This window comes from Pseudarthrobacter sp. CC12 (assembly GCF_039907755.1).
Classification (GTDB): domain Bacteria; phylum Actinomycetota; class Actinomycetes; order Actinomycetales; family Micrococcaceae; genus Arthrobacter; species Arthrobacter niigatensis.
This window is the reverse complement of sequence record NZ_JARDJH010000048.1, coordinates 1-13,744: the sequence shown is the minus strand read 5'-3', so window position 1 is coordinate 13,744 and position 13,744 is coordinate 1. Positions and strand designations below refer to the sequence as shown.

Below are 13,744 nucleotides of genomic sequence, written 5' to 3'. Positions count from 1 at the left end.
TGGACCGGCTTCAGGTGCCCGGGCCTTGACCTACCTTCTCAGCCCTGCTGCCCGAACTTCTGCAGGCTGAGCGAGCGGCTCCTGATCCCCTCGATGTGGCTGTTCATCGCTGCCGTCGCCGCCGCAGGATCCCCGGCCTTGAAGGCATCGATGATGGCCTGGTGCTCCTGCACCGTGTGGTCGCCGCTCATGTCGTTGTGCACCATGAGCCGGAACCGCTGGATGTGCCCCTCGATGGAGCCGTAGGCGCGGAGCAGGAATTCGTTGTCGGTGGCCTCCACGATGCGCCGGTGGAAGTTTTCGTCCGCCTGCCAGTAGGCCCGGTAGCCCGCGAAGGTGTCGCCCCCGTGGCGGGACGCCTCAAGGTCGCGGTGGAACTTTTCCAGGTCCGCCACCAGCTCCTCGGTGGAGTTGGTGCAGGCAATGCTGGTGCACGCAGGCTCCAGGATCTGCCGGGATGTCAGGAGCGCCGCGACGTCGCTGGCTGTCGGTTCGGGGGCCACCTTGTAACCACGCAGGGCTTCGCGCCGGACCATGCCGGTGGTTTCCAGACGCGCCAGGGCTTCCCGGACCGGCGTGGAGGACACCTTGAAGCGCTTGGCCAGCCCGTCGATGCTCAGCGGCGAGCCCGTGGAGATCTTGTCATCCAGCAACAGGGACAGGATGGCCTCGAACACCTGGTCAACCAGCATGGGCCGGCCGGGGATGAGTACTTCTTCTTCAGGCGAAGCGGCGTTCATTTCGGAATCCTATGCGAAGTATCGGTCAACGAAGGCAGCACCAGAGGCGCCTCCGTCACAAAACAATGACCGCGAAAAAGGTGTTGGCGGAAAATCGTGCATGATGTACGGTACATGATACCGGACAGCGAAGTGATCTGTACCACAGCAGCTGTTGCCCTTCAGGGGTTGGAGGGCCAAGGCCCCCAGCCCCTCCTCCCCCAACTCCGAAGGCGTATAGATGATTCAGTTTCGATCGATGTTGGTGACCGCGGCCGCAGTATCCATGGCGAGCCTCCTTCTCTCCGGGTGCTCCAACCCCGGGATGTCCTCTTCCGCCCAGTCCGATGCCCCCAAACCCTCCAGCTCCGCAGAGGCCGTCAAAGTCGACGAAGCCGCCGCGGCAGCGCTCCCCAAGGACGCAAAGGACAAGGGAACCCTGACCGTCACCATGAGCCAGAGCTCCCCTCCCCTGCACTTCATGGCCGCGGACGGCACCACCATCCAGGGCATTGACCCCGAGATCGCCATGGCCCTGGGCCAGACGCTGGGCCTGAAGACGGAGGTCAAGAGCGGACCGTTTGACGGCATCATCCCCGGCATTTCCGCCGGGAAGTTCGACATGGCCATCTCCCAGATGTCCCCCTCCACCGAGCGCATGAAGGTCCTCGACTTCGTGGACTACTACCAGTCCGGCAGCGGCATCGGCGTGGCCCCGGGCAACCCGCAGAAGCTCACGATCGATACCCTTTGCGGCAAGCGCGTGGGCGTGCTGAAGGGTTCCTTCCAGGACCTCAAGCGGCTGCCCGCCCTGTCCAAGGCCTGCACAGACGCCGGCAACCCGGCCATTGAAGCGATGACCTACCCGGACATGCAGGCCCCCAACCTGGCCCTGACCGCAGGCCGCATTGACGCCGTCTACATCGACGGACCCACCCTTGGCTACGCCATCAAGCAGGGCGGCCAGATTGAACTGCTCGGCGAGAAGGACGTCTCCCCCGTCAGCATCGGCTTCAAGAAGGGCGCTGGCATGGAAAAGGCCATCGAGCTGGGCATGGAGTCGCTGGCCAAGAGCGGCAAGTACAAGGAGATCCTGGACAAGTGGGGTGTAGGCAGCGGTGCAATCTCTGACTTCGCCTTCAACAAAGCGCAGTAGCCCCATGGCCAACACAGCCACGGAACCCGACGCCAAGGCACCGGCCGGCGACGGCCTGGACCGGCAGCTCCTGATGGGACGTCCGCACCAGCGCCACGGAGGGTTGTGGCTCACGGCGGCGATCGTCCTGGTTGCGATCTTCCTGGTGGGCTACTCCCTGGTCACCAACCCGCGCTTCGAGTGGAACATCGTCTTCGGCTGGTTCACCTCGGAGCGGCTGTTCACCGGGCTCCTGCGCACGCTGGGACTGACGGCCATCTCCATGGCCGTGGGAATCGTCGTCGGCGTCCTGCTGGCGCTTGCCCGGCTGGCGCCCAACGCCATTGTGGCCGGGACCGCCGCGTTCTTGGTGTGGCTGTTCCGCGGGGTGCCGGTCTTTGTCCAGCTGCTTTTCTGGGGCTTCATCGCCGCCATCTACCCGCGCATCGCGGTGGGCATTCCGTTCGGGCCGGAGTTCTTCTCGGTGGACGCCAACGTGCTGATCACCCCGTTCATGGCGGCCATCCTGGGCCTGGGCCTGAATGAAGGCGCCTACATGTCGGAAATCGTCAGGGCAGGGCTCCTGAGCGTGAACCGCGGGCAGACGGAGGCGGCCACGGCCCTGGGCATGCGGCGGTTCGCCATCCTGTCCCGGGTTGTGCTGCCCCAGGCGATGAAGATCATCATCCCGCCCACCGGCAACCAGACCATTTCCATGCTGAAGACCACCTCCCTGGTGAGCGTCCTGGCCTTCCCCGAACTGCTGTACTCCGCGCAGCTGGTGTACAGCGCCAACTTCAAGACCATCCCGCTGCTCATTGCCGCGAGCATGTGGTACCTGCTGGTGACCAGCATCCTAAGCCTGGGGCAGTACTTCATTGAGCGGCATTTCAACCGCGGCGGCATCACGCCGGGCCGCGGCATCCGGCGCCGCAAAGCCAAACCGGTAAGCCCCGGCATCACCCCAAAGGAGGTCCAGCCATGAGCACAGTGATGATCGAGGCCCAGGGCGTCACCAAGAGCTTCGGCGACCTGGAAGTCCTAAAAGGCATCGACCTCACCGTCCCCAAGGGCAGCGTCACCTGCATCATCGGGCCGTCAGGTTCCGGCAAGTCGACGTTCCTGCGCTGCATCAACCAGCTGGAAACGCTCGACGGCGGGTACATCCTCGTGGAGGGACAGCCGGTTGGCGTGAAGGTCAGGAAAGGCCGGCTGCACGCGCAGAACAACGCCGAGGCGGCGAGGATGCGCGAGAACATCGGCATGGTCTTCCAGAGCTTCAACCTCTTTCCCCACATGACGGTGCTGGAGAACATCTGCGAGGCGCCGGTCCGGGTGAAGAAGGAGAACCGGAAGGCCGTCCAGGACCGGGCCCGGGTCCTCCTGGAGCGGGTGGGCCTGTCCGAAAAGGTCCACGCATACCCGGCGTCCCTGTCCGGTGGACAGCAGCAGCGCGTGGCCATCGCCAGGGCACTGGCCATGGAGCCGCGGCTGATGCTGTTCGACGAGCCCACGTCGGCCCTGGACCCGGAGCTGGTGGGCGAGGTCCTGGACGTGATGCGCAAACTCGCGGACGGCGGCATGACCATGATCGTGGTCACCCATGAGATCGGCTTCGCCCGCGAAGTGGGCGACCACCTCATCTTCATGGACGGCGGCGGCATCGTGGAGCAGGGCGACCCCCGGACGGTCCTGCGCGAACCCCGGCATGAACGCACCAAACAATTCCTGGCGAAAGTCATCTAGCCCAAAGCATTGGAGCAGGACCCTTGAGAAACAAATGGATTGTCAGCATCGATGACTACCGCAAAGCGTCCCGGAAACAGCTTCCCAGGATGATTTCGGACTACCTGGAGGGCGGCGCGCTGGACGAGACCACCATGCGCGCCAACGAGGACCGGTTCGATGCCCTGATGCTCCGCCAGCGGTCAATGGTGGACCTCCGGGGCCTGGACACGTCCGCCACGGTTCTGGGCCATGACCTGGCGATGCCGCTGATGGTGGCGCCGATGGGCATGCTCACCATCTTCCACCCGGGTTCGGATCCTGCCGTTGCCAGGGCCGCGGTACGGGCCGGGTCCATCTTCATCCACAGCGCGTGGGCCGGCTGCTCGCTGGAGGAGGTGGCCAAGGTGGCGCCCAACAACCTGTGGGCGCAGATCGCGTTCTGGAAGGACCCGCTGGAGACTGCCAGCTACGTGAACCGGGCCCGGGCCGTGGGGGTGGAGACCCTGGTGGTGGCAGGTGACGTGGGTTCATCGAGCAAGCGGGAACGGGACCTGCACCACGGACTGTCCATGCCGCCGCGCCCGCCGGTGGCGGACTACTTCAATGCCGCCACCCGCCCGGCCTGGCTGTGGCGCTGGCTCACCGGCCGGAAGATGACCTACGGGAACTACCAGATCAACGGCCGCCCGCTGCGCATGGACGAGATGAACAACTGGATGGCGACCAACAAGAACCCGGGCGCCACCTGGGAGGACTTCGCCAGGCTCCGCTCCGAGTGGAAGGGCAACCTGGTGATCAAGGGCATCATGGACGCCGAGGACGCGGCCCGGGCCGTGGACGAGGGCGCGGACGGCATCTTCGTCTCCAACCACGGCGGCCGGCAGTTCGACTCCCAGCCCGCCACCATCGACGTGCTGCCGTCCATCGTGGACGCGGTGGGCGGCCGGGCGGAGATCTACCTCGACGGCGGCATCCGGCGCGGGCACGACATCGTCAAGGCAGTGGCGCTGGGAGCCAAGGCAGCACTGGCCGGGCGCCCATTCGCCTACGCCCTTGCCACTGGCGGGGAGCCGGCGGTGAACCGGGTGTTCGGAATCCTCCAGGACGAGCTCAAGGGGGCCATGGGGTTCGTGGGCAAGTCATCCGTTGCCGACCTGGACAGCAGCATCTTTGCTCGGCAGGCACAGGCGGCGCCGGCTGAGAGTGTGCTCGTGTAAGTCATCTGCCACTGCCGCCCGTTATAAAGAAGATGCCCGCCCCGTTCAGGGGCGGGCATCTTCTGTTTGGCAAAACTAGGAAGTACGACGGCGGCCAGCGCCTTTCCGCGTTGGTTCACCTTCAGACCAGGTCTTCGAAGCTGTCCTCGCCCGGGCGCTAGGTCCTCCAGCGTCCGTCCGGGAACCCACTGAGTTCGGCGATCTCGACGAAGATCTCTTCTTTGGCGGGGTGGATAACCAGGGCACCTGTGTTGATGCGGATCCATTACCCGTGGATTCGCTGGTGGCGGTGACAGCGCCGGGGCTCAGCCGGCGGAGGGCATCGGCGTAGCCAGGCTCCGGTTCACGCCACGAACGGCCATCCTGGTGAAGGATGGGCCACACGTAGCAGTTCAAGGCCACAGGGCCGGGCACGGAGTCACTGTCGAACCGCAGCTGGACGTAGTCGTTGAGCACGAACTCGACTGAATACATCCGCAGGCCCACCAGCCGTGACCGCAACTCGTTCGGAACATACTGTTTCCTGCTCTGCTCTATCCACCCCTCCTGTCGTGAAACGACTCTAAGGAAGGGCTGCACCGGGTAGCCGTAGGCGCGGCTGCCGCACGCACCCGGTGCGCGAGGCGCTAATTGATGAGGTACGAGTCCGCAGGACAAGATGTTTGTGGTGCCACGATTCGCATACTGACCCGGTTAGTGCCACTGGCGGAAACCGGCGCTAGGGTACGAAATTATGCTTGTGTTGTTGACAGTGCGCATACATCCCGATCAGGATGCTAGTCCGAAGAGCTTCTTCCGGCGAGCCGTAAAAAGTCACGGTAGCCGGGAACCTTGAGCCCCTGGGGAAAGTGCTCGCGCCGATACTGCCAACTCTCTAGACAGGCCCGAGAACAAAACACGGGAGGAGGGGTACGCCGGAGCGCCACTCCGCAAAACCGGCACTTAGGCCCCAGCCCTATCATTCGAATCACGGTCCGCAACATGCATGCAGGCTATTGGCAAGATTGGGCGCCGTTACCCGTATGAAGTACCTGTCTTTATCTAGACCGCTACCTGCCATCAGCACGAAGGGCCTGACGTCGGTAACCTCAGGAGGCAACTCGACCCGATGCGAAGCCGAGTTCTTGCTATCGGTACCCATCCACTATGGCAGCAGCGATCTCCTTGTAAGCCCGCCGTGTCTCGGGCTTGAGCACATCCAGTGTTACCAGGTCGCCGTCGGCAACGCCGCGGTCGTGCGGCACCGCAATAAGCTCTCGGCAGATACCGGCCAAATGCTCCTCGATGGCGGTCTTGTCCACGCGGGAGGACACCTCGTCCTTATCCGTAATGACCACGATCGCGTTGCGGGCCAGGTCCTCATACCCGTGGCTGGCCAGCCAGTGCAGGGTGCTGCGGGCGCGCTTAGCGCCCGACACTGCGTAGCCGGCAGCGATGACGAGGTTGTCGGCGGACTGCAAGATCCCACTCATGGCGTTATGCGTTACTCCAGTGCCGCAGTCGGTTAACACCACCGAGTAGTAGCTTGAGATGAGCCTGCGGATCCGGCGGTACTCCTCCGCCGTCAGCGAGTCCGAGACCTCCGGGTCCTGCTCCCCCGCAATCAGGTGCAACCTTCCGGCGTGGTGCATAAACCGGGCAAGCGAGGTCAGCGAGTCAATGGAGTCGATGTTCTCCAACAGATCCGTTATGGTTCGTGGCGAAGACTGCTGGTAAATCCCCTCTCCCAGCGCGCGTTCCACCAAGTCGCCTGAGTCAGGGTTGGCGTCGATGGCACAGGGCGCATCGCCGCGGTATTCAGCCAGGGTGAGTCCCACACCCACGGTGGTGGAGGTCTTGCCGATGCCGCCCTTGAGGCTCAGGATCGCGGTGTTGTAACTGCCCTGGAGCTGTCGGGATATGCGGCGCCCCAGTTCTTCCTCCTTGCGCTGCCTGGGTCCCGGCCCAAGATTCCACGCGCCGCCGGTCAGGTTGTACAACGCACCGCGGAAGCCGCCGACGGGCCGAGGCTTCTGTTCCTTGACGAAAAGACCGGGCGAGCTGATGAAGTCCGGCATGGGTGCCTCTGCAATCGTGTCGGCCACGGTGGGCCGGCTCCGGCGGAAGGAGGGCACTTCGGCAGGAGCGTTCGACGGCGGCACGGCAGCATAAGAATCCAGGTCACCAATGCCGGAACCAGCAGGAGGCACTGAGGCATTCGGCGCAGCAGCAGGCCGCCCGGGAGCAGGAGTCACAGAAGAGGCAGGAGACACTGGCCCAGCAGGCGAAGCCGAAGGTGCGCGTGACGGCTTGGTGGCGTCGGCTGCCGCGGCTGCCTCCGCCCAGGAGCTGCGGCGCATGACCGGCTTCCCGGCGTCGTTCGGGTTGGAAGGGGGCGTTACGGTTGGCATGGTTCCTGTCCAGGCATCCTGAACTGAGCCGCCGGCACGACGAAGGTCGCGGCGTCGGCGCAGCTGTGGCTGCCCTGCATCTTCTGCTGGGGCGCCTGCAGTTTGATCAGCCGGATCTGGCATGTCTGTCCCCCCGACGTTTCGGCAAACGGTTCTGCGGCACTGGTTCAATCAGTAAGTCTAGGGGGTCTGGCAGGAGGTCCTGCCCAGTATCCGCTGGTCAGTGGTGAATGAGCGCGGCTGAGACCACGGCTGCAGTGATCACTAGGAGAACGGCAAGGATGGCATAGCCCACCCACTTAGGTCGGGCTTTGTGGGGGTTGATATCCACATACGGCATGGTCAGCGTTGCTTACCCTCGGGCGCTAATACGGGTGTGACCCGGACGGGGATGCGGACTGCGCGACGCTTAAGCCGCAGCATCTGGTACAGAACGGCAAAGGGAATCAGTAGAGTGCCCAGCAGCACACTCAGCGCAAGGGCGTAGTCAGTTAAGGCCACATCAATCTCCATTGGTCATAAGCATCCTTACTGCTTATGACCTAAGCATGTGACAGAACGATTGACAAGTCACGTCAATGAGCTTGAACACCGAAGTTTGGCCAGTGGGCGTTGACCGGGTGCGGGAACCAAGCTCTGGTTTGCTCAGCATGTCCGTTCGCGCTGGAGAACAACGACCCGGAATGTCGCTTCAGCGGTCGATAGCCATCAGAACTACGACAGCGGGTAGCTGCGGCGAGCACGGCCAGTTCCACATAAGGCAGAACCCGTAGCCTCCGTTTGCGGGCGTCCTGCCGCCCGCACTAAACGTCGCAGGTTCCCGCATGCTTGCGCATGCTCAGAAGGTCTAGAAGTAGCCTCACGCTCCGTCAAAGCGGACCTTTTGTTACGGCGCATTCTGGCTACTGCGCCAGTTCTCCTGCAATCGTCTGATGAACCAGCGGGACTGCTCCGGCCCGTAAGGCAGGACAGGAATGGCTTTTGTGGCGTCGTTAGGGGTGTCACGAATGGACTGGCGCGCCTGCCGGACAGCAGTAGTCATGGTGTTGGCCATTGTCTGGACAAACTGGTCGCTACACGGCGTCCCATGACCTGGTATCAAGTACTCGTACCGGTGCCTGAGTGCCGAGATGTGCCGCAGCACATCGGCCCACTCCTCCGGGTAGGAGTCTTCGAACGACGGGTGAGCACCCTTCTCCACCAAGTCGCCAACGTACAGAGTGGTTGGGGTGCCCACCAAGAGGTCGCCATCCGTGTGACCGCGGCCAAGGTAGAACAGGGTTACAGTCAAGCCGCCAAGATCCACCAGGACCGGTTGGTCTTTGACGATGGCGTTGGGTGCCACGAGTTCAACGTTCTTACCCTCCCCGGCGGACATCTCCGGCTCCAGCGTTGCAACGTGCCGGCGTTGCAGGTCCCCCCGCTGGTCGATCTCATGGGCGCAGTTCTGGTGCGCCCAGAACTCAGTTGCGCCAGCTTCGGCAAACACAGCGTTGCCGAAGAAGTGGTCGTAGTGGGCGTGGGAATTGACGACGACGAGGGGCAGTGTCGTCTTTTCCCGGACCGCATTCAGGATCAGACGCCCTTGGCGTGGACCGCACCCGGTGTCAATGACCATGGCACGTTCAGACCCGACGATCAGGCCCGTATTAAGCAAAGACCCCTCTGTAACCAGTAAGTAGTTGTCCGTACCGACTTCGAGCCATTTCAACATTGATTCTGCATACCTCCGGCGAGCAATTGGATTCCCTCTGGCCTCGATTGTACCCACGGGGATCTCCAAGAAACCGACAGGCGGGGGCTCGGCCCAGTGAACAGACGGCATGCAAATTCCATGCACGACATCGCCTCTCTGCAAGTCCGACTGCTACGGGAACTAGCTACTGAGGCGTTCGTGGTCCAAACTAGACAGCGGAAATGGGGCGATGATTCTCGAGCTGCCGGGCCGGAACACCACCCCAGACCTCGCCCGCAGGAACGTCCTTAGTGACAACGGCATTTGCGCCGATAATCGCGCCTGCACCGATCTTCCGCCCCTCAGGCCCGATCATGATCACAGCCCCCGTGGACAATATGGCACCGTCACCAATCACTGTCTCCCCGATCTCCCCCGAACGGATAGCACGTCCAATTGTTACCCCGTGGTATATCGTCACGTTGTCTCCAATGGACACTTTCGGGTAGATCACGAGGCCTATGCCGCGATGAACTATCTCGACATTCTTGCCGAACTTGACCTGAGGCGGAATGTCACAGCCGTAAAGGTAGAAGACCTCGCGGACTATACGACGAAGACCAGGAGTGTTCCGAAATGGCAGCAGCTTTGTGATAAGACCCATGGCCGTAATCTTAGGGCGTGGGCGCCATAAGAAATACCAACATCTGCGCCGGCGATGTTCCTATTAGCTCCGTGTTCCCCGCGAATCCAACACCACAATCAGTCGCCCCGACCTTTCGTATCCTTCGGTTGCAATATGACAGAGTCGAGAAACGCCTGGTCGCAGCTGATAACGGACGTGTCAACCGGCCGCCCGGATGGAGCCTTCCTCCATTTGGCTAAGGATTGAGTCCCGAGGACTTCGTGTTTGAAGGCGGGCGCCAATTAGTTCCGGGCCACAACCAAATAATCCCTCATGGCACCCGCACCTACGTCATCCAACTTCTGAAGGGTTCCAAGTCGGGAGCCAGACTTACCATCTCAGCTGGGCGGGCAGGTATCCGAATGAGCCCAAGCCCGCCCAATCGTTTCGTCCGCTGCCGTCGCCGGTAGCACGAGATGTGAAATTAACATTACAGCGGTCGTAATGCAAAAATACGCATTCACGTAGGCTCAGAGGACCGCACCCCAAGGCGGAGGCACTATAAACAAGCTTCGGGTCCGACCTCGTCACGGCCCGCCCCGCGGCCTTGGTTCGTAAGGGCCGACTGGAAACCAGCAGGTTGATTAGGCTGTTCAGTCTCGATGCGACCGGGGGTGCACTACAGCCCGCCTACCCCGTTCATCCTTCAAAATCCTGTCAAAGTCACTATCTCCGTCACTGGCTCCATACAGTGACTGAGACTTAGGTGTTCTACGGGCCCCATACTGAACGTCTTCGATACTGGAAGATGATCCATAACTGTAATATCCATATGCATAGGCATCCGGGCCCTTGATCGGGATTCTATTCAATACGATTCCCAGCACGGAAGCATCAACCATTTCCAGCATCGTCAAAGACTTTTGGAGGTCTTGTGCTCGCAGTTTCTGCGATCCTGCCACAACGATGATTCCACCGACATGCTGCGAGAGGACGGCAGCATCTGTAACGGGGAGCAGAGGCGGGGCATCTATGATGATCATGTCGAACGATTGTTCCAAGCGCGCAATAAGTTGCTTCATGGGCGCCGAGCCGAGCAATTCGCTCGGATTAGGTGGGATTCGACCCGACGTAAGAACGAAGAGATTATCACTCCCCCAAGGCTGTAGTACGTCGTTTACATCCGCCTCTCCCACGAGCAATGTAGTCAGTCCGACATTTCGATCCAGACCCAAGTATTCACTGACCATCGGCCGGCGCAAATCGGCATCTATCAAACAAACCGATTGTCCTGCTTGAGCTACTGCAATAGCCAAGTTAGTGGCAGTTGTGCTCTTGCCCTCGCCTGGTAATGATGACGTGATAAGTACAGTCTGGGCTCGGCCGGAAAAATTAGCGAACTGGAGATTCGTCCGAAGTTGACGAAATGATTCGGCGCGAGGACTTTGTGGTGCCGCTTGCGTAAGAAGCGGCTTTTTTGTGGCGTCATGGTCAAAGGCAATGCCCCCGAGGAGGGGGGCATCGGTTACCCTGCGCAAGTCTGCTTCCCCACGGATGCGGTTGTCCATTGCAGCTCTTAGAATGGCTCCTCCGATGCCTAATGCAAGTCCCGCCAAAAGCCCCAGAAGGAGGTTAAGGCGCGTATTCGGCGCAGAGGGACTAGTTGGTGCGCTGGCAGGTTTAATGATGGACAGGCTAACCGGCGAAGTACCGCCGGCTTTGGGCTGCTCCAAATGATCCACAGCCTTGATGAGGCTTGAGGCAACCGCCTGTGCCAGGGCCGCGGACTGGACCGGCGAACTATCGGATACAGAGATGTTTATCAGTACAGTATTGGGATCGGTGCTCGCCGTTACTCTCCCAGATAACTCCTCGGGCGTGACTGTTAGGCCCAAAGCGTCTATCGCGGGTTGCAAGACAATCGGCGAGTCGACCGTTTTCACGTAAGACTGAACACGCGCTTGGCTAAAAGTGTTTCCTTGCTGCAGCTCCTGAATCGATCCCGATCCTTGAATAGCGACAAAAAGTTGCGTTTCCGCCGTATACGAAGGCTTAGTCAGGACAGAGGCACTGCCCCCGATTAGAACGCCCGCAAGGGACACTGAAACAACTAAAATCCAGCTGCGGCGTAGGATTCGGAAGTAGTCACGTAAGTCCAAGCCGGGGTCCCCCTGTTTCGTTCGCTGCGGCCGCCGAGTGGCTGGCAACAGAACAGCGATATTCGTGCGGTCCTGCTCATTGTACTGTCACCAGCTAGCTGGCACGCGAACGAAGCCTGCTGCCTCCGAAGCACGCCGAGCCTTCAGGAAGCGTTGGCTACATATTAATTGGTCGGTAGGTGACCACCTCTCCACGAGGGTCCCGACATTTGAGACATGCCTTTGGCAGTGTCGACCCCGTGAAGGCTTGCAGTTGGAGCAGGCTGGTTACTGGAGACTGCTATGTCCGGGTACCTGGAGTGGGAATCTTAGTGCTAGGGAGGGGACGACGTTTAGTAACAATGCTCCACGGTTCGCTTCATAAGTGACTGTGTGTCCTGAGGGCCAGGGTAGGCCGACCTGAACTCGCTGATAGCGCGGTTCCTGCATAAGTTACCAACCTAGTTGCGTCCCCCCATATAAGGAAAATACATCGAAGGCGGCGACTGCTCTCTGCATGTTGCTGGCACGGTCATCGTTAGTTGAGATATCCGATGCCGAACCGTATAACCCAGGAGGGGGCCGGATACATCTGCAGTGAAGCCGCGAACCAACTAGACTTGATCCATGACTAACTGGGTGTCTACGTGGTTTTATACGCAATCAAAGAGAGAGGGCGGTAGGTACGCCCAGGTACGTGGGGACTCGTCTACAGAGAAATTCAGGGACGTTTACCGTCGGTGCGTCGGAGTGTTTTTCCTGTCGGCTCGGAAGGCAAATCCTGATGCCGAGTTAGTTCTCTACCTTAATACTCCTTGGGATAGACACAGCAGCAAAGTGGGGGCGGAGGTCTGGCTCCTGTTACAGCAGCTAAATGTCAACGTCGAGGTCATTGATTACGGGCACCGACCGCCCGATTCTTTCGCTCAATCATGGCAGAACCAGTTCTTCGTGTTAGACGTTCTATCCGACCTTGAGAAAAAAGTACGCCGAAGTGATGCATGGGTCGTTCTAGATAGCGATATCGTGTGGTCCACCCAATCAACCTCAAGCATGTGGAACACGTTACAAGAGCGAGGAACATCTACTTATACCGTTGGATATGCGCCTTCGAAGCAAGTAAACGGAATGTCCCTTGAGTCCCTGACTTCTTTAGCCGAAAGTGCCGGATTAGTTCTACAGGACCGTCTCGATTACTCAGGAGGTGAGTTCGTTGGGGGAAACGGATCTTCAATCACCGATCTTGTCACCCGATCTCATGCAATATGGTCAGTACTAATGGAGCAGCATGAAGCGGACAACAGTATTCAGTTTGAAGAAGCACACTTGCTGAGTGTCGCGTATGCTGTGCTGGGTGTGTCACCAGGAGGGATGAACTCCTATGTGCGGAGGCTGTGGACTCAGCCGTTCAAATATCAGAATGTTACCACCGAAGATGTTGAACTAACTCTTTGGCATGTGCCAGCCGAAAAAAAGTACGGAATCCGGCGTCTATATAGGCTCGCCCCAAAGACTCACCAGCCCATTCTTGAAATGGATTATTCGCACTGGATAATTCAGTGCCGAAAGCAGCTCGGTATCCCGCGGAATTCACTCTTTAAGGTTGCACGCGACACTGCTCGTGCAATTCAATATAGAGGTGTGGCAGAGTTTGCCAGATTAAGACCGTAAGCCGACGCCGACCTCAACAAGCATTAGCCGGCAGATGACAAGAAGTAGCAGTTCGTCCCCTTAGAGCCAGCGTCGCTCGTCCAGCGACAAATCCCTGCTTGACCAACCCGAGTTGCAGTGGGAGAAGGGGCTTATGGTTTCCGCGGTTCTGGCGTCGGGGCCAACGGCCCGGTGAGGACCCGGCTGCCTGCTTCCTGCCATCCAGGATGTTCCGGCATTTATCACTCACTCCTAATGCCCCAAAGCCACCGCAGGGCCGTAGTCGAACTGGTCCTGGCCTATGGCTACGTCCTCGCGCTATATCCCGGAACTCAGAACAGCACGGACATGATTCGAAGCGTGAATACTATTTTGAGCTCAAATGTACACGATGGCAGATAGCTTTTGTTGGAACTGCTGGTCTGGGTAGTTGGTACTGGGGTTCCGGGAAATTGGTACCGGCCCTT

Annotated in this window: 12 protein-coding genes; 6 read left to right on the top strand and 6 right to left on the bottom strand. The window is 60.2% G+C overall.

The window, feature by feature from the left end; genetic code table 11:
* Positions 1 to 38: 38 nt before the first annotated feature.
* On the bottom strand, positions 39 to 740 hold the full coding sequence (locus PV772_RS21030; protein WP_347887449.1) for a GntR family transcriptional regulator: 702 nt from the start codon (positions 738 to 740) through the stop codon (positions 39 to 41).
* A 220-nt stretch (positions 741 to 960) separates the two neighbouring features.
* On the opposite strand from PV772_RS21030, the gene PV772_RS21025 reads away from it, so the two are divergent.
* From PV772_RS21025 to PV772_RS21010, 4 genes are read left to right on the top strand one after another with little or no spacing between them, the layout of a single operon-like run.
* Positions 961 to 1,875, top strand: a complete 915-nt coding sequence (locus tag PV772_RS21025) for an ABC transporter substrate-binding protein (RefSeq protein WP_347887448.1) — start codon at positions 961 to 963, stop codon at positions 1,873 to 1,875.
* Between the two features lie 4 nt (positions 1,876 to 1,879).
* Positions 1,880 to 2,839 (top strand): amino acid ABC transporter permease, encoded by a 960-nt coding sequence (locus tag PV772_RS21020; RefSeq protein ID WP_347887447.1) that lies wholly within the window; start codon positions 1,880 to 1,882, stop codon positions 2,837 to 2,839.
* Positions 2,836 to 3,600 carry an amino acid ABC transporter ATP-binding protein gene (locus tag PV772_RS21015; RefSeq protein ID WP_141182268.1) on the top strand — a complete coding sequence of 255 codons (765 nt, stop codon included), beginning with the start codon at positions 2,836 to 2,838 and terminating at the stop codon, positions 3,598 to 3,600. The genes PV772_RS21020 and PV772_RS21015 overlap by 4 nt, the downstream gene beginning before the upstream one ends.
* A gap of 23 nt (positions 3,601 to 3,623) precedes the next feature.
* Positions 3,624 to 4,799, top strand: coding sequence for an alpha-hydroxy acid oxidase (locus tag PV772_RS21010; protein WP_347887446.1), 1,176 nt, complete (start codon positions 3,624 to 3,626; stop codon positions 4,797 to 4,799).
* A 1,127-nt stretch (positions 4,800 to 5,926) separates the two neighbouring features.
* Here the strand turns inward: PV772_RS21010 and PV772_RS21005 are convergent.
* Positions 5,927 to 6,940, bottom strand: coding sequence for a MinD/ParA family protein (locus tag PV772_RS21005; RefSeq protein WP_347887445.1), 1,014 nt, complete (start codon positions 6,938 to 6,940; stop codon positions 5,927 to 5,929).
* 25 nt (positions 6,941 to 6,965) lie between these two features.
* Here PV772_RS21005 and PV772_RS21000 point away from each other — a divergent pair, with 25 nt between their 5' ends.
* The gene (locus PV772_RS21000) at positions 6,966 to 7,211 is read left to right on the top strand and encodes a hypothetical protein (protein WP_347887444.1); all 246 of its coding nucleotides are present in this window, start codon (positions 6,966 to 6,968) and stop codon (positions 7,209 to 7,211) included.
* Positions 7,212 to 7,531: 320 nt separating this feature from the next.
* Here the strand turns inward: PV772_RS21000 and PV772_RS20995 are convergent, their stop codons facing one another.
* The 4 genes from PV772_RS20995 to PV772_RS20980 all read right to left on the bottom strand — a co-directional run bounded on the left by PV772_RS20995 (position 7,532) and on the right by PV772_RS20980 (position 11,648).
* Entirely contained in the window at positions 7,532 to 7,702 is a 171-nt protein-coding gene (locus PV772_RS20995) for a hypothetical protein (RefSeq protein WP_347887443.1), read from the bottom strand.
* Positions 7,703 to 8,075: 373 nt separating this feature from the next.
* Positions 8,076 to 8,903 (bottom strand): MBL fold metallo-hydrolase, encoded by an 828-nt coding sequence (locus tag PV772_RS20990; RefSeq protein ID WP_347887442.1) that lies wholly within the window; start codon positions 8,901 to 8,903, stop codon positions 8,076 to 8,078.
* Positions 8,904 to 9,093: 190 nt separating this feature from the next.
* Complete coding sequence (locus tag PV772_RS20985; protein ID WP_347887441.1) at positions 9,094 to 9,528, bottom strand: hypothetical protein; 435 nt, start codon at positions 9,526 to 9,528, stop codon at positions 9,094 to 9,096.
* Positions 9,529 to 10,142: 614 nt separating this feature from the next.
* Complete coding sequence (locus tag PV772_RS20980) at positions 10,143 to 11,648, bottom strand: polysaccharide biosynthesis tyrosine autokinase (protein ID WP_347887440.1); 1,506 nt, start codon at positions 11,646 to 11,648, stop codon at positions 10,143 to 10,145.
* Between the two features lie 606 nt (positions 11,649 to 12,254).
* On the opposite strand from PV772_RS20980, the gene PV772_RS20975 reads away from it, so the two are divergent.
* A complete protein-coding gene (locus PV772_RS20975; RefSeq protein WP_347887439.1) occupies positions 12,255 to 13,298 on the top strand; it encodes a hypothetical protein in 1,044 nt (347 codons plus the stop codon).
* Positions 13,299 to 13,744: the final 446 nt, after the last annotated feature.

What these genes read in the sequence shown, in the direction of transcription:
- PV772_RS21030 (WP_347887449.1), bottom strand. Translation starts at nt 740, where the DNA reads ATGAACGCCGCTTCGCCTGAAGAAGAAGTACTCATCCCCGGCCGGCCC.
- PV772_RS21025 (WP_347887448.1), top strand. Translation starts at nt 961, where the DNA reads ATGATTCAGTTTCGATCGATGTTGGTGACCGCGGCCGCAGTATCCATG.
- PV772_RS21020 (WP_347887447.1), top strand. Translation starts at nt 1,880, where the DNA reads ATGGCCAACACAGCCACGGAACCCGACGCCAAGGCACCGGCCGGCGAC.
- PV772_RS21015 (WP_141182268.1), top strand. Translation starts at nt 2,836, where the DNA reads ATGAGCACAGTGATGATCGAGGCCCAGGGCGTCACCAAGAGCTTCGGC.
- PV772_RS21000 (WP_347887444.1), top strand. Translation starts at nt 6,966, where the DNA reads ATGCCGGAACCAGCAGGAGGCACTGAGGCATTCGGCGCAGCAGCAGGC.
- PV772_RS20995 (WP_347887443.1), bottom strand. Translation starts at nt 7,702, where the DNA reads ATGGAGATTGATGTGGCCTTAACTGACTACGCCCTTGCGCTGAGTGTG.
- PV772_RS20990 (WP_347887442.1), bottom strand. Translation starts at nt 8,903, where the DNA reads ATGTTGAAATGGCTCGAAGTCGGTACGGACAACTACTTACTGGTTACA.
- PV772_RS20985 (WP_347887441.1), bottom strand. Translation starts at nt 9,528, where the DNA reads ATGGGTCTTATCACAAAGCTGCTGCCATTTCGGAACACTCCTGGTCTT.
- PV772_RS20975 (WP_347887439.1), top strand. Translation starts at nt 12,255, where the DNA reads ATGACTAACTGGGTGTCTACGTGGTTTTATACGCAATCAAAGAGAGAG.